This is a genomic window from Porphyromonas cangingivalis (genome assembly GCF_900638305.1).
GTDB lineage: Bacteria > Bacteroidota > Bacteroidia > Bacteroidales > Porphyromonadaceae > Porphyromonas_A > Porphyromonas_A cangingivalis.
The window spans coordinates 914,563-933,641 of sequence record NZ_LR134506.1; the positions used below are offsets into that span (position 1 = coordinate 914,563).

15 protein-coding genes are annotated in these 19,079 nt (G+C 46.1%); 12 read left to right on the forward strand and 3 right to left on the reverse strand.

Annotated elements, in window-relative coordinates:
• Window positions 1–118 precede the first annotated feature (118 nt).
• From EL262_RS03840 to EL262_RS03850, 3 genes are all read right to left on the reverse strand, one after another.
• A complete protein-coding gene (locus EL262_RS03840; protein ID WP_036845051.1) occupies window positions 119–790 on the reverse strand; it encodes a Crp/Fnr family transcriptional regulator in 672 nt (223 codons plus the stop codon).
• Between the two features lie 28 nt (window positions 791–818).
• A complete protein-coding gene (locus EL262_RS03845) occupies window positions 819–1,283 on the reverse strand; it encodes a gliding motility lipoprotein GldH family protein (protein WP_159100532.1) in 465 nt (154 codons plus the stop codon).
• 72 nt (window positions 1,284–1,355) lie between these two features.
• On the reverse strand, window positions 1,356–2,648 hold the full coding sequence (locus EL262_RS03850) for a PSP1 domain-containing protein (protein WP_078735540.1): 1,293 nt from the start codon (window positions 2,646–2,648) through the stop codon (window positions 1,356–1,358).
• Window positions 2,649–3,017: 369 nt separating this feature from the next.
• On the opposite strand from EL262_RS03850, the gene EL262_RS03855 reads away from it, so the two are divergent.
• The 12 genes from EL262_RS03855 (at window position 3,018) to EL262_RS03910 (ending at window position 19,015) form a co-directional block, all read left to right on the forward strand.
• Window positions 3,018–5,624: a TonB-dependent receptor gene (locus tag EL262_RS03855; RefSeq protein ID WP_078735541.1), complete on the forward strand. Its 2,607-nt coding sequence runs from the start codon at window positions 3,018–3,020 to the stop codon at window positions 5,622–5,624.
• Window positions 5,625–5,873: 249 nt separating this feature from the next.
• A protein-coding gene (prfB, locus tag EL262_RS03860) for a peptide chain release factor 2 (RefSeq protein ID WP_112319073.1) occupies window positions 5,874–6,987 on the forward strand; the annotation gives its coding sequence in 2 pieces (ribosomal slippage) (window positions 5,874–5,936 and window positions 5,938–6,987; 1,113 coding nt in all).
• A gap of 52 nt (window positions 6,988–7,039) precedes the next feature.
• Window positions 7,040–7,606, forward strand: coding sequence for an elongation factor P (efp, locus tag EL262_RS03865; RefSeq protein WP_025838604.1), 567 nt, complete (start codon window positions 7,040–7,042; stop codon window positions 7,604–7,606).
• Between the two features lie 407 nt (window positions 7,607–8,013).
• Window positions 8,014–8,505, forward strand: coding sequence for a hypothetical protein (locus tag EL262_RS03870; protein ID WP_025838602.1), 492 nt, complete (start codon window positions 8,014–8,016; stop codon window positions 8,503–8,505).
• Window positions 8,506–8,530: 25 nt separating this feature from the next.
• Window positions 8,531–9,556: a hypothetical protein gene (locus EL262_RS03875; protein WP_126464352.1), complete on the forward strand. Its 1,026-nt coding sequence runs from the start codon at window positions 8,531–8,533 to the stop codon at window positions 9,554–9,556.
• A 242-nt stretch (window positions 9,557–9,798) separates the two neighbouring features.
• Window positions 9,799–10,590, forward strand: coding sequence for an SH3 domain-containing protein (locus EL262_RS03880; protein WP_159442719.1), 792 nt, complete (start codon window positions 9,799–9,801; stop codon window positions 10,588–10,590).
• 404 nt (window positions 10,591–10,994) lie between these two features.
• Window positions 10,995–12,047, forward strand: a complete 1,053-nt coding sequence (locus EL262_RS03885; protein ID WP_025838596.1) for a hypothetical protein — start codon at window positions 10,995–10,997, stop codon at window positions 12,045–12,047.
• A 62-nt stretch (window positions 12,048–12,109) separates the two neighbouring features.
• Window positions 12,110–13,645, forward strand: coding sequence for an NAD(P)H-hydrate dehydratase (locus tag EL262_RS03890; protein ID WP_025838595.1), 1,536 nt, complete (start codon window positions 12,110–12,112; stop codon window positions 13,643–13,645).
• A 65-nt stretch (window positions 13,646–13,710) separates the two neighbouring features.
• A complete protein-coding gene (locus EL262_RS03895) occupies window positions 13,711–14,109 on the forward strand; it encodes an START-like domain-containing protein (RefSeq protein WP_025838593.1) in 399 nt (132 codons plus the stop codon).
• A 100-nt stretch (window positions 14,110–14,209) separates the two neighbouring features.
• On the forward strand, window positions 14,210–16,222 hold the full coding sequence (locus EL262_RS03900) for an LptF/LptG family permease (RefSeq protein ID WP_159442720.1): 2,013 nt from the start codon (window positions 14,210–14,212) through the stop codon (window positions 16,220–16,222).
• A 22-nt stretch (window positions 16,223–16,244) separates the two neighbouring features.
• Window positions 16,245–17,456 carry a bifunctional 3,4-dihydroxy-2-butanone-4-phosphate synthase/GTP cyclohydrolase II gene (locus EL262_RS03905; protein WP_025838592.1) on the forward strand — a complete coding sequence of 404 codons (1,212 nt, stop codon included), beginning with the start codon at window positions 16,245–16,247 and terminating at the stop codon, window positions 17,454–17,456.
• Between the two features lie 56 nt (window positions 17,457–17,512).
• Complete coding sequence (locus EL262_RS03910; protein WP_078735544.1) at window positions 17,513–19,015, forward strand: fimbria major subunit; 1,503 nt, start codon at window positions 17,513–17,515, stop codon at window positions 19,013–19,015.
• Window positions 19,016–19,079: the final 64 nt, after the last annotated feature.

The following is a 19,079-nucleotide window of genomic DNA, read 5'->3' on the forward strand; positions in this document are numbered from 1 at the left end:
AAAGTATTCTGTCGAGGAGCAAAATGTAGACAAAGGGCTGACAGATACAAACAGCACCCGACATTGACGATGTCATAGTCGTGGTGCTGCATGCATCACTTTTTATGGTCCGAAAGGTTCAGATCAAACACTCGAGCTTAAACCTATCGAGTACTCGAATTTCCTTCTTGTTCCACTCGATGACGCCATCGCTTACGAGTTCACCGATCGTGCGAGAAAGAGATGGTCGTTGGACTCCGAAGTGTTCGGCCAACTGTGTCAGAGTGCGTGAGAGGCGAAATGAGGGGGTCTGCGGTCTCGTGTTCTCGAGGATGAAAAGAGCCAACTTTCCTTTCAAACTCTTGATCGACATCATCTGCACCTTGTTGGACAAGAAGACAGCTATGTTCGACATCAAGCGCATAAAATTGAGCAAAAGACGTTCATTAGCATTCATCTCCGAGAGCCACTTGATCCTATCTATCACGTAGACAGTGGTATCTTCGGCTGCTATGACATCAACAGGAAACATATTGCGGTCGGCAAAAAGGAAGGCGGGCGCAAGCGGGCGCAAGGCTTCAATGAAGTCGATCTCGACAACATTGCCCTCCTTGGTGATCATCTCCGTACGCACAAATCCCGACACCGGCAGCAACAACTGCACGACAGGATCGCCCTGTCTCACGATGTACTCACCCTTGGCATAGACCTTAATCACCGTGGTGCATCGCTCCAAGATGGTGATGGCATCTTCGTTGGTGAGTCCGATAAAGAGGGGGCCGGCAGTGATATTGATGTCTTGCAGTCTCATAATTCACCTTTGATTAAAGAAACATTATTCAGTCTCCTCTCTTGTTCTCAGAGAAGTCCACGATGAGCCCCATCTCGACCACACCCACAAGTAAAGTATCTTGTGAAAGATGTCTCAAACTTATCGTGTAAAGTCCAGATGTGGGAAACTTACGAGCCTCATCGATTGTATAAGCAGTCTGAAAGATATTGTAACCCGTATGTGCCATGAGCTTATCAGGAGCTTCGAGAGACCACATTACGGTCTTTACATCGAAGTGTCTATGAGGATCTTCGTAGACTATACCGATCGGCAGAGTCTTTAGTTCGAACTCGGGTGAGTACCTCAAAGATGCCGTGATCGTGTATGTCTTGGTCGTGTCCGTCACGTAGAATGAGTAAAACAACTCGTCACTCATCCCCCACCCTTCAGGAGTGATCGTCCTGTACTCCGAATATACCCTCGGTCTGATGCAGGCAGAAACAAGGAGGATGAGCAACAATAAGCTACTCATCCTTAATTTCTTATATCTACACCATGCTGTCATACCCGAGTATCCGATGAACTGCCCCATATCCAAGGGAGATCAGTTCTCCTTAGATGCCTGTTCCTTATTTCGAGGTCTTTGTTCACCCTCTTCGCGCTGGCGAGATCTGGAGTTACGACCATTTCGAGAGGACTTGTGCCTATTGCCGTTTTGCTCTCCGCCATGATGCTCTTGTGCAGAAGCACGAGGAGTTGCTTTTTCTCCGGACTTGCTCTCTTCCCCCCCATTAGCTTTCCTTCTGCCCTTGCCCTTACGGCGTGGCACAGCATCGAATCTGGTGAGACTATTCTCATCAAGGATGTCGGTAGAGTGGCTCTGTCGCTGTGTACTCTCCTCATCCAGAAGGAGAGAAAACGGCTTGTCGCCCCTCTTGTTCATATTGAGAATCTGAAACACCCTATGTGTCGGCAGTGCTACGATCTCACTACCCTCCTTGGGATTCTTGTTCACATAATATACGGTACTTGAGAGGGCATCGCTCTTGAAGTGACGGAACACGCCCTGCTCTGTCTCCAACTCAATCTCACGAGACGGCATACGCTTCTGAGCTTCATAGTAGACATCTACCTCGTAGTTGAGACAACACTTCAACTTGGCACACTGCCCGGCGAGCTTCTGAGGGTTCATCGACAAGTCTTGGAGCCTGGCAGCATTGGTGCCGACAGAGACAAAGTTGGTCATAAATCCGGAGCAACACAGCTGTCTCCCACAAGGCCCTATCCCTCCGATTCGTGCAGCCTCTTGACGAGCCCCGATCTGCTTCATCTCGATACGGACATGGAAGGCTTCGGCCAGCTTCTTGATGAGCTGTCTGAAGTCCACACGACCATCAGCGATGTAATAGAAGATGGCCTTCTGCCCATCCCCCTGATACTCTACATCACCGATCTTCATGTCCAGTCCGAGATCAATTGCTATCTGACGAGAGCGTATCATCGTCTCATGTTCGAGAGCCTTGCATTCCTCAAACTTCTCGATGTCCGTAGGTTTAGCGATGCGGTAGATGCGTTTCGGCTCACCATTGTTGCGAAAGTTTGCTTTTCTCATCTGGAGTTCGACCAGTTTTCCTGTCAGCGACACTGTACCTATGTCATGTCCGGGCGTAGCTTCGACAGCCACAACATCCCCCTTAAAAAGAGGGAGTTTCAAGCTATTCAGATAATACCCCTTACGAGTGTTCTTGAACTGTACTTCGACATAGTCTTCGACGTTGCAGCCCTTCGGCAGATCACTGAGGTAATCGAATGTATTTAATTTGGTCTTCATACAACCACAACAACCTTGAGCAGTCATTCTGTTACACGAAGAGCCATTATTATCTTTGAATTTCATTTATTCTATTTCAAATGTTTGATGTCATTGAGGATCAGTCTCCCCAACAGCCTAATGCATACAAATTTACTCTTTTTCCACGAAAGTATGTCGAATATGGTTTTTATACCTAAATATTTCGGAGAAAATAGGGAGCTGTCCTATTTTAACGAAGATGCCTAAACCCTGATGGTATCTCGGATGACTCTTTTCAGAATTTATGTAGGCCACACCAAAGAAGGTTGTACACTCACAGACACCACACATACCCACATTTAGGTATTTGCATCAAATTAGATATCAAACAATTACACAATTCCACACATAAGTAATAACTTTGCGGCGCAGATGCACAAAATTAACAACCTATAACTACACAATTTCATCATTATGAAAGGACACTATCTATTAGTGCTTGCGGCGATGATGGGACTTGGGGCTCCTGCCATGATCAGCAAAGCGGACACTCCGAACACCCAAAAACAACGCCCAATGACCGACGCAAATATCATCGGACATGTGTTGGACAAAGTCACCGGAGAACACATTCCCGGCATAGCTATCTCTATCAAGGGGACAAGCTACGGCACAACAACCGACCGCTCGGGTCACTTTTACCTCAGACACCTCAAGCCCGGCACCGTCACTGTACGTATGCAGGGTGTGGGCTACCTCACACAAGAGAGAGTCATCACAATAGAAAAGGGTAAGACCGTCGAAGTCAACTTCTATGCCGAAGAGGATGTACTCAACCTCGATGAGGTCGTGGTCTCTTCCAACCGTCAGGCGACCCTACGCAAGTTCGCTCCCACTCTGGTCAGTGTTATAGATGATAAGATCTTCAGTGCGGCGAATGCAGTAAACCTCGCACAAGGCCTTACGTTTCAGCCAGGTATCCGTGTCGAAAACAACTGTCAGAACTGTGGCTTCAACCAAGTACGTATCAATGGTTTGGACGGTAGGTTTTCACAAATCCTCATCGACAGCCGTGCGATCTTCAGTTCGCTGGCAGGGGTATATGGTCTCGAGCAACTACCTGCCAATATGATTGACCGAGTCGAAGTCGTCCGCGGTGGTGGCTCTGCCCTCTACGGTTCAAGTGCCATCGCCGGTGTCATCAATATCATCACCAAAGATCCGACACAAAACAGCTTCACTTATCACCAAAACCTTACAATGACAGGTGGCAATAAGGCTGACAACACACTCGGCTTCAATGCTTCGGTCATCGGTGCAGACAGCCGTATAGGTGCCATGATCTTCGGTCAGACCCGTGCCCGCAACGATTGGGATGCCAACGGCGACGGCTTCAGCGAGATCGGTAAGATCTCCAGCCGTTCTTTGGGTGCTCGCACTTACTTCAGCATCTCGGGACAAGATCGTGTCGTGGCAGAGGTACACGCCCTCCAAGAGTCGCGCCGTGGTGGAGATCGCCTCGATCTTCCGGTACAAGCGGCTTCGGTAGCAGAGAGTACCGATCACACGGTCTATAGTGGTAATGTGAAGTACGACCATTTCTCCGAAAACACCAAGCACCACCTGCAACTCTACGCTTCGGGACAGGCTATCGACAGAGGCAGTTACTACGGTGGTGTGGGCGACGCTGCACTCAAAAAGTTGGGTACAAGTGAACAAGAATTTGGTGTCAACTTCGGAGACACCAAGGGTCGTACTTACCTCGTAGGAGCACAGTACACGTATGAATTCGACAAGTTGCTCTTCATGCCTGCACAACTCCTCCTCGGTGCAGAGTACAACTACGACAGTCTCAATGATGTGATGCCACTACGTTTGTTCGAAAAGAATGACAAAGACGAGCAGCTCTTCCCTCCTATCAATCAGACCATACAAGTATGGAGCCAGATGGGTCAGATCGAGTGGAAAAACGATATGTTCACCTTCCTCCTCGGTGCTCGTCTCGATGAGAACTCTGCGGTGAAAAGCAAAAGCGGTGGCATCAAGCCCATCCTCAGCCCTCGTGCAACATTGAGATACAACCCAAGCGAGATGTTCAACTTCAGAGCGACTTATGCCAAGGGCTTCCGTGCCCCTCAGGTATTTGACGAAGACCTCCACGTAGGTGTCGTCGGTGGTGAAGCTCAGAGAGTGGAAAATGCGCTCGACCTCAATCCCGAATACAGCCACAGCTTCAGCCTCAGTTCGGATATGTACTTCCGCATAGGTGAAGTGAAAGCAAACCTCCTTGTCGAAGGCTTCTATACCAAACTCGTGGGTGCTTTCAACAATGAAGAAATCGAACAGAAGAATGGCATCACATTCTTCAAAAGAGTCAACGGCTCCGATGCCAATGTCTACGGTATCAACATCGAAGGTCGTCTCGCATGGGACAAACTCACTCTCCAAGGAGGCTTGACGCTCGCAAAGAGCCAATGGGAATACGAGCAGGAATGGGGTAACCGCAGTCTCCTCGTCGGTGAGACAGAAGATAACTTCAAGAACATTGACACCGGCGTCGAGCATGGTGCAACCACCCTTGAAGGCTTCGTACAGACAAAGGATGGCGAAGCGGTAAGCTACACTCAAATCGGCTTAAATACCAAGGAGATGCTCCGCACACCAAATGTTTACGGTTACTTCACCATCGGCTACAATCCTATCAAAATGCTCAACCTCTCTTTGACTGGTAACTACACAGGTCAGATGTTTGTCCCTCACACCATAGAAATCGGTAGAGGTTCAGCGACAACCGACATCGAACTCATCAAGCAAAACCAGCGCCCCGACACGAGAGGTGAGGATCAAGCACCACGCTGGGACAGACTCGAGAAGTCGCCATCGTTCTTCGATCTCGGTGCGAAGATATCTTATGACATCCCGATCTTCGCTTCGTCCAACCTCCAGCTCTACATCGGGATGAACAACATCCTCAATGCCTTCCAAAAAGACTTCGACTCTTTCGGATTCAGAGATAGTGGCTACATCTATGGACCTACACTCCCGAGATCTTACTATGCAGGGTTGAAGCTCAACATCTGATACCTCTTGAGATAACCCGATCAGCATAAGAGGCTGTGTCGTGGCGTATGACAAATACGCAGACGACACGGCCTCTTTCTTTGGCTCATTCATAAGGAAGGCATCCCCTCTCGTTCCGCAAGTCACAGAGTTGTACAACCTTTTTTTCATAGTATGATATTGAGAGCAAGGGAGGTGCTTGAGAGGATATTAGCCGATTTTTGCTATTTTTGCAGGGAAATTAGACGAATTCATTTATAACCAATCAATATGATTACATCAGACCAACTAAGTCAATTGTTGGAGCGCCGAGATGCGCTGAGGGGGTATCTTTGACATCGACCAGAAGAGAATACAGCTGGAAGAAGAAGAGATAAGAACCCAAGACCCACATTTTTGGGACGATCCCAAGAAAGCCGAAGCACATATGCAGATCATCAAGTCCCTGAAGAACTGGATAGAGGGATTTGAGAACGTAGATAGCATCGTCGAGGAGACCAAGCTTTCCCTCGACTTCTACAAAGAAGAGCTCGTCACAGAGGCCGAAGTGGACGAGAACTATGCCAACGCACTGAAGAAAGTCGAGGAACTCGAACTTCGCAATATGCTCCGTCGAGAAGAAGACCGTCTCGGGGCAGTCCTCAAGATCAACTCCGGTGCCGGTGGTACCGAGGGTCAGGACTGGGCCTCGATGTTGGCACGTCTCTACCAACGTTGGTGTGAGGCACACAACTACAAAGTCACCATCACCAACTGGCAGGATGGGGATGAGGCGGGCATCAAGACAGCTACCCTTCAGATCGAAGGAGATATGGCATATGGTTTCCTCAAGAGCGAAAACGGGGTGCACCGTCTTGTACGTGTCTCTCCGTACAATGCCCAAGGAAAGCGTATGACTTCGTTTGCTTCAGTCTTCGTCGTTCCCCTCGTGGACGATACCATCGAGATTGAAGTCAACCCTGCCAATATATCTTGGGATACCTTCCGAAGCGGTGGTGCGGGTGGACAGAACGTCAACAAGGTCGAGACCGGAGTGCGCCTTCGTTATATGTACACAGACCCGGACACTAAGGAAGAGAGGGAGATCATCATCGAAAATACAGAGAGCCGTTCGCAGCTCAACAATAGAGAGAATGCCATGCGACTCCTCAAGAGCCAACTCTATGACCTTGAGCTCGAACGTCGTCGCAAGGCTCAGGCTTCAATCGAAGACTCCAAGTTGAAGATCGAATGGGGCTCACAGATCCGCAGTTACGTTTTCGATGACAGACGCGTCAAGGATCACCGCACCAACTACCAGACCAGTGATGTGAACAAGGTGATGGACGGCGAGATCGACGACTTCATCAAGGCTTACCTCATGGAGTTCGGTGGTGGTGAATAACACTACATTCATTAAAAGAATCTGTAAATACAAATAAATAAACCAATTATCTATGGCTACTACAGCAGACTTTAGAAATGGCATGTGCCTCGATATCGATGGAAGCTACTACTTCATCGTCGAATTTCTTCACGTAAAGCCCGGTAAAGGTCCGGCTTTCGTACGTACAAAGCTCAAAAACGTGGAGACTGGTCGTGTCCTCGACAAGACTTGGAACTCAGGTGTCAAGGTTGAAGAGGTACGTATCGAACGTCGTCCATACCAATACCTTTACAAGGATGAGATGGGGCTAAACTTCATGCACCCTGAGACATTCGATCAGATCCAGATCCCAGCCCAGAGCATCACAGGTGTAGACTTCCTAAAAGAAGGAGATATGGTCGAAGCTATGGTGCACGCTGCGAGCGAAACCATCCTTACTTGCGAACTACCAACTCACGTCACCCTCGAAGTGACTTACACAGAACCGGGCATCAAGGGCGACACAGCGACCAACACCCTCAAACCTGCGACTGTGGAAACCGGTGCAGAAGTACGTGTACCCCTCTTCATCGAGACAGGTGAAAGGATCATCATCGACACAAGAGACGGCTCTTACCAAGGTCGCTCAAAGGAATAAGTATCCGTCTACCCACCAATGGGATGACGTCAAAAAAGGTCGTTGTCGAAAAGCTCACTTTTCGACAACGACCTTTTTTCGTTTCTGATCATCTCGGCATTCTGTCGTACTATACATACTTGTCTCCAGAAGCAAGATCTGTAGTATTATCTCTTGTATGATTTAGACCTTTTGGTTAGCTTTGTGGTGTATAATATCCTTAATCACATCTCATGATAGTTCGTCTATGACGGCCTTCAAGACACTACGAAAACACCTATGGCTTCGACTATAGGCAAATTAAAATTAAGGGGGACTTATCGAAAAGTATGCCACGAAGAGTAAGGAGAAACTCTCCGAATGAAGCTCTTTGCAGGCAGAGGGACGAAAATAATATATTATCAACACCTATGACTTGTAGATCAGCTATGAGAAAACTTATCTATGCGACACTCGCCATGATGCTCTGTGTGCACTTGTCGGCGCAGACCAAAACATTCAAGGGGGCATGGTTTGAGGTCTCTTATCCGGATGCCTTTACTGCCAAAGGCTCTCTTCCCTCTTCTACGACTGAAGAGAAAGGCTTCGACAGCGCATTTTTCATTTCGCCTGATGGGGATGTGGAGTTCTATATCTTCTCTCCTCAGTGGGATGGAGAGGCGACAGACATTGCCCTAAAACCCAACGAGAGGGAAGCAGGCCGACAGGTAAAAGAGACCAAAACACAAACCATAACTTACCTGACCATATCTGCCAAGGATGGCAGTTATACGCGAAGCTACCAAGAGACCTTCCACAAGCTCGAAAATACCAGATGGATCGTCGGCATCAAGTATCGCAATCAAGAGGCATACAATCGCTACAAGAAGGCTTATCTGGCCTTTAAGGCTTCGTTGTCGCAGTTCGCAGATGGATTATAAACCTTGACAATAAAACGAATTTATTATGAAAACTATCTATTTACAAATTCTATTGGTCATCGGGCTTTGCTCAGTCATGTCTTGTAGCTCAGGCAAAAGTGGTCAGACGACAGGTGAAAATGAAAAAACATTCAAGTCTACGAGGTATGCCAACTTTACATCATCGAATGTCATCGCACTACAAGACAGCCTACTTTTTCTGTACAACATGGAAGAAGATGAGATGATACCTTTCCACCTTGATGAGCCCGACGAAATATTCAACTTCACGTTTGGCCCTGAGGGAGAACAGACACTTTACTACACCGTCGTTAGAGACGGGATCTTGTGGCTTCGTAAGGCAACCTTCTCAGATGAAGGAGCTAAGATCGAAGATCTTATCAATATGAACATCCCAAAAGAGAAGTGTATCACTGAAAGCTACGGCAACAAGAGCACGTTGAAATATAAGGATGGCATGCTTTTGATGAAAAGTGATTTTAGCTGGGAAGTTTATGCATTTAGCACTATCAACGTTTATTCCATTGCCGACGGTACCCTCTCGATAGCTGAAGATCATACTGTATTCGAAGATGCCCCTTCGCTCATTGAAAATCAATTTAAGACAGAGGGAGGGCAACTCTTTTACCTACACAATGGTCAGGGGTACAGCCTCACCGACAAGCTGGGTCTAAAGTTGGATGACTACGAATATTCAGCCATAGATCAAATTGAATATATGGATATTTCACTCTCTCCGGATGGATCGAAAGTTGCATTCGTCGCAATCACCTCTTTTGGCGATTTACCACATGGTCCTCTCTGTATTGCTGACTCTGATGGAACGAATCAACAAATCTTGAAAGACGATGGAGCTGCGTACTCCAAGGGCTTCAAATGGATCGGGAACAGCTTGTTTTTCATCGATGAGGATGAAGAACTGATCCCCGAGAACGATTCTGATTGCACCACCTCCTTGTTCTCGACCAGACCGGAGATGGGCAATACCGGTTATAGCATCTTCAAGTCGATCAGGTATTTTGACATCAAGCCATCGGCAAAAATACAATAATACCCTTCGAGTAAATATGAGACGAGTATGAAACGAACACGTCTTATTCTGCTCTGAATCTTGTACATTGGCTCATCATTCGCACAGAGCCCCGCAAAGACAAACAAAACAATAAACATAAAAGAAATCTCCGGAAAAGGGTGAGCAAAAAACTTTGTCACTGAGGACATAAAAGATTTTGTAACCAATTAAAATAAACTTTAGTCATGAGACTCCTAAGTTTCTTAACCATACTCATTTGCATGGCTACGGTATCCGCACCAGCATTTGCACAAGAAGAGGAGGTAAACACCTCAGTATTCTATTCGTGTAGGCTCAAACAGTTTGATATACAATTGACCTATGACGAAGAGAATACTTCCGCATCCGTACTCGAACTCAAATACCCAAATGGCGGCATAGAGACATTCGATTATATGGATGGCTCTGAGCAAGCAAATCGTCATCGATTGAAATGCGAACAAACCGGCGACCGAGCTATGATCTTGACAGATAAGAGCGACAAAGGCATCATCAAGATCACACTATCTCTGAAGGGTAAAGAGAAGACTCTGATATTGGATGCGAGGCCACATCCAACGAGCATCGATGTTTTTGTCTCTGATGATACCGGCAGTGATACCAACCTCCGCAATGCGCCCAAGGGTAAGATAGTGGGCAAACTACCCAAGTCCGGCACCTACATGATGAATATATGTGATGCCACGAACGGTTGGTGGCGCATCTGTAGCAACGAAGTGTCTGCCTACACGGATAACATGGAAGGAGAAATTCCGGCCGGTACCGAAGGTGTGGCTTGGATACACTACTCTGTACTTGGTACAAGCACGCGCAACTATGGAGGAGAGACCCTGCATCTCAGAGATTCCCCATCAGAAAAGGCACGTGTGACTTACTCATTCAAAAAAGAATTGGAACTTCGTCCTATTGAGGAAGACGGAAGATGGATCAAGGTCGAAACAACTGACAAGAAGCACCGTGGCTGGATAGACTCCTATTGGCTATGCGGTAATGCGCTCACCACTTGCCCATAAAAGGAAGTGACTCTTCCCAAATAAGAAAGCTGTCTGATGGATGTTACTTTGAGATACTACGAAACTACATCCATCGGACAGTGTCATTTAAGCCGGTAAATGTAACATCTTGAAGACTCAAAAGCGCCCTCGGACAATTACGACAAAATTGCTTCCCTCCCCAAAGATAAGGATGTCCAAGATTGCAATATGTTTAGATAATCTTTGTTATCACTTTGGATGAATTTTAGGTACTTTCTACTCTTGTTTTAGGTCGTTGGTTGGTATCGTGTGTTGAAGATATTGACAAAGACTTGTATCGACCAGGCATTAACGTCGTGCCAAAAGTTCAACCTTAGAGTCCTTTTCATTGTTTACCTTTGTACAAGGGCACAACATATTTATCACTGCCCGTTGATGAACTTATGAAAGACAAAAACGACATACAATCTTTCAAGACGGATCGGCCGTTGATTGTTTTCGGAGCTACGGGGCTGTTGGGTAGTCAACTCGTCTTCATGGCTTGTGCCGATAGATTTTCGCCACACCTTATCCTGCATGGCTCACACCTTCCAAGACTGGAGGGTCTGAAAGCTGAGATCCTCGAGGCTGGGTTTGATGGTATCGAAGTGACGATCACCACGGACACGGATGAGGCTTGCAGGCAAGGCGGATACCTCTTCTACTCTCGCAGCGTACAATCGGGTAAGCAGACACGCGAAGAGATGTTACTCGACAATGCCCCCACTGCCAAAGAGACAGGACTGGCGATACGAAAAGCTCCTAACTCGATCCACAGGGTGGTATGTGTATCAAACCCCTCGGACATCATCGGCCTTACACTGTTGATCCATAGCGGTCTTGCTCCCGAACAAGTCTTCTCCATCTCTGCACTGGACACCACTAGATACATCAGAGCGATAAAAGAAGTACTCGGTATAGAGCGTGAGGACATGAGCGGCGTGTACACCCTCGGTAGCCACGATATGTCGATGGCAGTGATGAGAGACACCGTGCGTATCAAAGGATGGTCGATAGATAAGTGTATCTCCGAAGGGTTGATGACCGAAGAGGATTGGAACGAGATCCAAAATAGGGTTGTCAATGGTGGCAGAATGGTCATTAAGAAGAGAGGACATACAGCGTACCAAAGTCCGGCTTACCTTGGTTATCAGATGCTCCTTGCCTCGGATGAAGCTGTATTCCCCTACCCATCAGCGAGATATCACAACTCGTCACTTTTCCCACACTGTTTTTTATCACTTCCGACAATCATCGACAGCAAGGGATGCCGTCATCAGCGACAAAGTTACACGGATAGAGACATAGAAGCACTGAAACGCTCTTATCAGTCGATCCGAACTCTGAGAGACATTGCCATCGAACATGGACATCTTCCCAACACCGCCTTATGGGAACAGAAGCTGCAAGAGCAAACCGATGAGCTCATTCTGAAAGAAAAAAGTAAAAATATCTGATCCAATATTTTTATCTTTGTTTGAGGTTAAAGTTATTTACATGGAGGTAGACATTTTTCATCATGTTAAAGATATATACGCAAGAACAGATATTCAATCTTGAACAGTCGGCAACAAGTGCCAAGGGCAACTGCTCTTCGCTTGATCTATGTGAACAGATGAGCAATGCCTTCTGTGCTCAGTTTCAGAGGGATTTCAAAGGGACTCACAGGATTGTCATTTTTGCGGGACCGGGGGCGAATGGGGCATTGGCTCTTGCGATCGGTCGTATATTGTCCAACTTCAACCACACCATCGAGGCTGTCGTGCTGAATCCCTCCGGTTTGCTATCGGACGACTGTCTCATAAACCAGCGTCGCTTGTCTCAAAATCAGGCAAATGTCAATGTGAGGGAGGTCACCACCTCCTTCAACCCTCCCATGATCCAACCTGAAGATATCGTCATCGATGGAATGTGTGGGATAGAGATGAACATGCCTTTCGAGGGAGATCTTGCAAACGTGGCAAGATACGTCAACAAGATGGCAAAGACGATCTTGTCGATAGACATCCCTTCAGGTCTGATGTCGGAAGACAACAGCAATAACAACATGGAGAATGTTATCAAGGCGACATACACGTACACATTTCATGGACCTAAGTTGGCATTCATGCTGTCTGACAATGCTCCCTACGTGGGTGAATGGAAGGTCATAAATATCGGGCTCGGAGACAGTCAGCCGGACAAGCGCACGAAGTATTATGTCTTTAGTTCGTCAGATATGGAGGAACTACCTCGAAGAGAGAAGCATACGTGCAAGTATGACTATGGACGTGTGGCACTCATAGCAGGTAGTCAGGGTATGATGGGAGCAGCGATTCTCGCCGGAAGGGCTTGTATGCGTTCAGGAGCAGGACACTTGACCGTACACATCCCAAACGGGACCGAGCATATCATACATACAAGCTTGCCGGAAGCCGTAATTTCGAGAGACAAACACTCGGAGTACTTCACGATGTTTGACAATGCGCACATCTATGATGCCATCGCCATAGGACCGGGACTGGGGCGCAACTTTGATTCTGCTGCAGCCCTTGAAGGCTTGCTCTGCTACTACAAGAAGCCCATTATCATAGATGCTGATGCCATACACCTTCTGGCAAGCAATAAATCTCTGCTGAACAAACTCCCCGAAGACTCTATCCTCACGCCTCATGTAGGAGAGTTTGATGCACTGGTGGGAACTTCATCCAACGATTACGAAAGGCTCATGAAAGCATCCCAAATTGCCGTTGATCACCGTGTAAATATCATCCTCAAGGGAGCTTATACCGCAGTGTGCTCGAAGAGTGGTAGGATCATATTCAACACCTCAGGCAACCCCGGTATGGCCACTGCGGGGACAGGAGATGTCTTGACAGGGACTTTGCTTGCACTGCTGGGCAGAGGACATAGCCCCTTGGTGGCGTCTCTCTTTGGCACATTCATTAACGGATATGCCGGGAATCTCTATGCCAATGACTTCTCTGAAGAGAGCCTCATAGCAAGCGATATCATTGATTATCTGCCAAAAGTCTTTAAATATTTTAAATCTTCGGACAGCTTCTATGGCATGTAATCCGCAAATTATTTGTACATTAGTATTTCTCACAAAAGAAATACTTAATCGACAAGTTAATAGCCATGAATGCAAAAGGAAATGGGGTTGGTTATCAGAACGAGTATGTACTTAACAGAGCCTCCGTACGCAGTATCTGGAATCAACTGACAACTTCGAAAGGTCTCTCTGAATGGTTCGCTCCGAATGTCCTCATCGACAGTAAAAGCATCCGTGTAGAGTGGGATGAGCTCGGAGATCATCGAGAGGGTACAATCACAGACATAGAGAATGAAAAACTGATCAAATGGATATGGAATGACGACAAAAAGTCTTATCTCTCCATGGAGATCGTCAAGACCGAACTGACCTCGACAGTCTCGCTCCTCGTCGATGATCACGACATCGAAATGGATGCTGTGACACTCGAACAACTTTGGGAACGTCATATCGAAGAACTTCGACATAGCCTCGGCATAGAATAGGCTCTTTCTCTATTGTATTTCAACGTCCTTTTTCGTTATCTTTGTACTCCGTAGAACAGACCGATATTTTTCACCAAAGATTATGTCATAACTGTATTTCGTGAGTATTAAGAAGCTCTATATATACATCATCAAGACCTTCCTGCCTCTGTTGCTGGTATCCTTTGCGATCTCATGGTTTGTTGTGATCATGCAGTTGCTGTGGCGTTTTGTGGATGACCTTGTCGGTAAAGGTATTGATGCGGTGATTTTTATCAAGTTGATGTTCTATGCAGCCATGACTGTGGTGCCATTGGCCCTCATCCTTGCCATCCTTGTGGCTTCGCTGATGACCTTCGGCAACTTGGGTGAGCGATTGGAACTTCTTGCGATGAAATCTGCAGGTGTGCCTCTCTATACGATCATGAAGCCGATATTTATGTCTGTGGTCGTAATAGCGGTGGGATTATTTGTATTTCAGAATGACTGGATGATTAAATCTCAAGTCAAATTCTGGGCATACTATTTTGCCATCCGAAACAAATCTCCGGAACTTGCAATCCCTGAAGGGGTCTTCTACAAGGAGTTAAGAGGATACAGCATCTATGTCAAAGAAAAAGACTCCAAGGCAAAACTGCTGAAAGGTGTCATGATATACGACTATAAGTCCGGCATCAATGATGCAACAGTAATCGTTGCCGATTCGGGGCGTGTGTACTCGACAAAAGACAATACAGCCCTGATCCTTGAACTGTATCATGGAGAATCTTTCAAAAACCTAAGATCTCCCAGCTATGCCAATCCACAAGAGCTGATGCCATACCTCAGAGAGAGATTTGAAATGAAAGAGGTGCATATATTATTTGATACGAACCTCGATAGACCGGATGAAGATGTCATTGCATCTCAGTTTGTGGGAAAAAATATCGTTCAGCTTAAGGAGTTTTCAGATTCTCTTAGCCTTATCGTAGACTCATTGGAGGTGATCTCAGCAAAAGAGATCATCAATAGCTCATACCAGACAAGATTCTTACCGGAGTCGCCGATGTCACGGGTTGAAAACAGCTATTCGATGGATCATGACACAGAACAGAGCATTTCGGAAGAGAAACTAAATACAACGAATCAATCCTCCCACAGCCTCTCTATTGCAGAGATATATCCCTCAAAGTACTTACAGCTATCAATCGAAGAACAGAAAAACTTCTCAATGACCCAAAGATTGGCTACTATGGGAATGAGGGAGAAAAAAGACCTTTATACAAAAGCTGAGGAATTGGTCTCACAACAACTTGCCACAAGCAGTTTCACTCGTTCAGAAAGAGAAGGCACTCTGAGCACAATGCGTAAAAACGAGTTTGAATTCCATCGCAAGATGACCTATCCCGTTGCTTGCTTGGTGTTTTTCTTCATCGGAGCACCTTTAGGGGCCATCATTCGAAAAGGGGGGCTGGGGACACCGATCGTGACTGCCGTTCTGTTCTTCATCGTATACTATGTCTTGGAGACCATGGGGCTCAAGATGGCAAGAGATGGCAAAATTGAGGTGTGGATAGGGATGTGGTTACCATCGATCGTTCTTTCTCCGATCGGTCTGTGGTTGAGCTATATTGCCACAAAAGACTCAACAAAACTCAACTTGGACAACTATATCAACACGATGCGCAAACTTTTGGGCACATCTACTGCACGTAAGATTGAGTTCAAGGACATAACGATGATCGAGGTGAATCACACACAAGCAACCAGAGACATCTCCATATTGGAAGAGGCAGTCAAGAAGCACCTCTCTATGCCTTCAATGTCCTACTTGGACTTTTTCCTCGACAACGAAAAGCATCAACAACGACAAGAGATATTTGAACTGACTGAAAAGATCGTGGAGAACTTGTCTAACTCCAGAGATTATCTCTTGATCAATAGACTTGCCAATTACCCTTACCTAAAGGATTTGGCGCGCACAATGAGACTCTCCAATAAGTGGGGCAACATCACACTGATGATATTATTCCCATTGGGTCTATCTTTCTATGGCATCTATCTGTACCGAAACAAGGCGTATAGAAGAGAGCTTGAAAACATAATCAACACCAACAAACAAATGTTGGAACTCATTCCTCCCAAAAACAATTAAACAACACAATACCGTCATTATAATGGAAAGAATACTTAACACGATCGAAGAAGCCATCGAAGACATCAAAAATGGTAAGATCATCATTGTTGTCGATGATGAAGATCGTGAAAATGAAGGAGACTTTATTATTGCTGCAGAGAAGGTAGATCCTGAGATCATCAACTTCATGATGAGATATGGACGAGGAGTCCTATGTACACCGATGTCCGAAGAACGATGTGCAGAGCTTGAGCTGCCAATGCAGGTACAAGAAAACACATCGGTATACGAAACGCCTTTCACTGTGACTGTCGACCTCATAGGACATGGCTGTACTACAGGTGTATCCATGTACGATAGAGCCATGACCATCAAAGCACTCGCCGATCCCAACACCAAGCCGACAGACCTTGCCCGTCCGGGGCACATCAACCCCCTAAGGGCTCGCAGCAGAGGAGTCTTGCGTAGGGCGGGACACACCGAGGCGGCAGTCGATCTTGCAAAGCTTGCAGGGCTTCAACCCGTGGCTTGTTTGATCGAAGTTATCAACGAAGACGGAACTATGGCACGTCTCCCTGAACTTCTTGAGATTGCAAAAAGGTTTGACTTCAAGATCATCTCCATCGCAGATCTCATTGCCTATCGTCTCAAGTCAGAGTCAATCATGATAAAAGGAGTTGAGGCGGCTCTTCCTACAACCTTTGGAGACTTCAGAATCATCCCATTCAAACAAAAAAGCAATGGTGTGGAACACGTTGCCTTGGTAAAGGGAGACATCAGCAATGGTGCTCCGGTCTTGGTGCGAGTTCACTCGTCGTGTGCGACAGGCGATATCTTCGGTTCTCAGCGTTGTGAATGTGGCGAACAGCTTCACGCTGCGATGCACAAGATTGAAGAAGAAGGCCGAGGAGCAATCATATACCTCAACCAAGAGGGACGTGGCATCGGACTTTGCAATAAGATACATGCTTACAAACTCCAAGATGAAGGAATGGACACCGTAGAAGCAAACATAGCTCTCGGTTTCCAGCCGGATGAAAGAGATTATGGCATAGGTGCAGAGATGCTTCGGGCCATCGGTGTACAGAAGATGAAGCTCATGACCAACAACCCGACCAAACGAGTTGGATTGGAGTCATATGGACTTGAAATCACAGAGATTATCCCAATAGAAGTAACACCAAACAAATACAATCGTTCATACCTCCAAACAAAAAAGGATCGTATGGGACACGATCTTCACAAGCTATAAGTCCAAGGGACTTATAGCTTGTTATCTTTAATATCTATAGAAAAGCATAAATACTCATGAAAAGACCAATCAAAGGACTGGCCATCCTTATTTTGTTGTGCGTACTAGTGGCCTGCAACAAAAGGGTTGTTTTGGACGAGACATCATCAGCTGAAAGTTTGAAAGAAGTCTTGATCACAACACACTTCACATCTCAAGCCTCAGGATTGCGCTCAGATATAAGCGAACGAGCGCAGTACATCGCTAAAGATATAAGACGCATAAGCTTCAACGATATCAGGATAATCTTCTATTCAATGAATGAAGCAGAAGTTCCCCAAAGCGTGTTACATCTCTTTGACAAAAAGGTCAGTTGCGATAAAGGAGTGTTACAAGGGACGGAAGGGATCATCTCCAAGACAAACAATGGAGCCTTCGCTCTAACACTCAAAAATCTGAAAGTTCCTGCCGGAAACTATAAAGTCCTAATCGTATGCAATCCTACTGATGAGGTTAAAGAAAGGACTGCCATCGGAGAGAACTTCAGTGCACTCCGCTCAGATTTTGTCAAGCAACCCTTTGACAAAAACAGCAGGCTATTGATGCAGTTTTACACTAATGCTGATCAACTAATCAAGATAACAAAGGAAAACTTCGACCAAACTAAAGAGAGTCAACCTCTAGAAATAAAAGCAGAACTAAAGCCAAACTTTGCCTATGCTTCCATCTTTTGGGACAATATCAAAGTCCCAACCAATCACCGGATAGAGACTCAGCAGATCATTTTTCTAAGGGATGTATCAAACAAGAAGTTCCGACTCTTTCCGGAGTATCAGGAAATAGACTTGGACAACGGACTAAAAGGTCACTACCCTGTCGATGCAAACTTCAACGGTTATCAAGATAAGTCCTGGGAAGATCTAAAGGAAGATTTCGACTACATTAAAGATTATCGCGACACCGGTATTTATCAGAAGATCGTCACACGAGATGTGGAAGAAAAGTTTCAAGGCTTCATAATTCCCGAAAACACCGTTGATGGCTCAGATCTCAGTGCGAAAAATGTGACCAGATTGATCGTTGGGATTACTTATTCACCGGATCAGGATATTCCTCTCGGAGAAGATTGGCTGACAATCCGTGGCAAACATTACTCAAAGGCAGCATTTGAAACGTTGATAAGAAAAATAAAGCAAAAGGAAAGTCAAGAACAATCGTCAGAAGAAAAAGAATTACTGAAAATCTACACTACCCTCAAACCTCATTTTGACCGAGTAACCGGAAGCAACATTTTCGGTTATTCATCAGATGATGTTCAGTTTTACAAGAAGGGTGTCACCTACTATGCCATTCCTATACGACATTTCAAAGACAACGAACTCTCTACAAAGAAAAAGACCGGTCGCTACGGAGTCGTCCGCAATACCCTATATATGATCCACATTGCAAGTCTCTCTCAGATTGGTTTCGGAGATCCACTGACAATACCACACGACACAGCCTACGACACAGAGGGAGTCAGTGATAGTAATCTGAGCATCACTACCCCTGATATTGTCGAATATACAGTCGATCTATAGCCTACATCTCCACTGAGAGAATATGAAAACAACCGCCGAACACATGTTACTTGAGTTCGGCGGT

Bases quoted from the DNA above. Each gene is read 5' to 3' on its own strand.
- EL262_RS03840 (WP_036845051.1), bottom strand. From the start codon at position 790: ATGAGACTGCAAGACATCAATATCACTGCCGGCCCCCTCTTTATCGGA.
- EL262_RS03845 (WP_159100532.1), bottom strand. From the start codon at position 1,283: ATGAGTAGCTTATTGTTGCTCATCCTCCTTGTTTCTGCCTGCATCAGA.
- EL262_RS03850 (WP_078735540.1), bottom strand. From the start codon at position 2,648: ATGAAATTCAAAGATAATAATGGCTCTTCGTGTAACAGAATGACTGCT.
- EL262_RS03855 (WP_078735541.1), top strand. From the start codon at position 3,018: ATGAAAGGACACTATCTATTAGTGCTTGCGGCGATGATGGGACTTGGG.
- efp (WP_025838604.1), top strand. From the start codon at position 7,040: ATGGCTACTACAGCAGACTTTAGAAATGGCATGTGCCTCGATATCGAT.
- EL262_RS03870 (WP_025838602.1), top strand. From the start codon at position 8,014: ATGAGAAAACTTATCTATGCGACACTCGCCATGATGCTCTGTGTGCAC.
- EL262_RS03875 (WP_126464352.1), top strand. From the start codon at position 8,531: ATGAAAACTATCTATTTACAAATTCTATTGGTCATCGGGCTTTGCTCA.
- EL262_RS03880 (WP_159442719.1), top strand. From the start codon at position 9,799: ATGGCTACGGTATCCGCACCAGCATTTGCACAAGAAGAGGAGGTAAAC.
- EL262_RS03885 (WP_025838596.1), top strand. From the start codon at position 10,995: ATGAAAGACAAAAACGACATACAATCTTTCAAGACGGATCGGCCGTTG.
- EL262_RS03890 (WP_025838595.1), top strand. From the start codon at position 12,110: ATGTTAAAGATATATACGCAAGAACAGATATTCAATCTTGAACAGTCG.
- EL262_RS03895 (WP_025838593.1), top strand. From the start codon at position 13,711: ATGAATGCAAAAGGAAATGGGGTTGGTTATCAGAACGAGTATGTACTT.
- EL262_RS03905 (WP_025838592.1), top strand. From the start codon at position 16,245: ATGGAAAGAATACTTAACACGATCGAAGAAGCCATCGAAGACATCAAA.
- EL262_RS03910 (WP_078735544.1), top strand. From the start codon at position 17,513: ATGAAAAGACCAATCAAAGGACTGGCCATCCTTATTTTGTTGTGCGTA.